At 76.8% G+C, this 1,022-nt stretch carries 1 protein-coding gene; it reads left to right on the top strand.

All coding sequences use genetic code 11. The annotated features are described in order from the left end of the window. The coding region (locus AB0G02_RS42185; protein WP_360806794.1) for a BTAD domain-containing putative transcriptional regulator at positions 1 to 1,022 on the top strand (1,022 nt) is incomplete at both ends.

The raw sequence follows: 1,022 nt of genomic DNA, 5'->3' as shown, positions 1-1,022 counted from the left end.
ACGCTGGGATTGTGGCGCGGTCGGGCGTTGGAGGACGTCGGTGGGGAGTGGGCGGAGTTCGCCCGCGGTGGGTTGGAGGAGGAACGGCTGGGTGCGGCCGAGTCGCGGTTGCGCGGGCTGGTGGCGCTGGGGCGTGCGGACGAGGCGTTGACGGCGTTGCCGCCGCTGGTGGCGGAGCACCCGTACCGGGAAGCGCTGCACGAGGTGCGGATGGCGGCGTTGGCCGCGCGGGGGCGGCGTGCCGAGGCGTTGGCCGTGTACCAGGAGGTGTACGGGCGGTTCGTGGCCGACCTCGGGGTGGAGCCGGGGGCCGGGTTGGCGGCGTTGCAGCGGCGGATCCTCGACGGCGCGGAGCCGGAGCAGGTGGTGGCGAGCCGGTTGACGCCCCGGCAGCTGCCCGCGCTGTCGTGGCGGCCCGTCGGTCGGGACGAGCTGCTGGCGGGTGTCGCGCGCGTGGTGGGATCGGGCGCGGCGGGATCGGGCGTGGCGGGGTCGGGCGCGCCGAGGCCTGGTGAGGTGAGGCCCGGTGCGGCGGGGTCGGTGTCGGTGTTGTCGGGGCCGGGTGGGGTCGGCAAGACGACGATCGCGCTGGCGGTGGCGCACTCGGTGGCGGACCGGTTCCCGGACGGGCAGCTGTACGCCGACCTGCGTGGCAGCCGCACGCCCGCGGACCCGTTCGAGGTGATGGCGCGGTGGTTGCGGGCGTTGGGCGTGAAGGACCTGCCGTCCGACGCCGAGCGGCTGGCCGGGGCGTACCGGGAGCGGTTGGCGGGGTCCCGGGTGTTGGTGGTGCTGGACGACGCCGGGTCGGCCGGTCAGGTCTCGTCGCTGTTGCCGGGCGCGGCCGGGTGCGGTGCGCTGGTGACGTCACGGCGTCAGCTGGCGGAGCTGGCGGGCGTGGCGCGGTGGTCGGTGCCGCAGTTGTCGGACGCGGCGGCGCTGAGCCTGTTCCGGGCCGTCGTGGGTCCCGAGCGGGTGGCGGCCGAGCCGGGTGCGGCGGCGGAGGTGGTCGCGGCGTGCGG

This window comes from Actinosynnema sp. NPDC023658 (assembly GCF_040639995.1).
In the GTDB taxonomy this organism is placed as follows: Bacteria; Actinomycetota; Actinomycetes; order Mycobacteriales; family Pseudonocardiaceae; genus Actinosynnema.
Note: the sequence above shows the minus strand (reverse complement) of the source record. Positions and strands in the feature narration are given on the sequence as shown.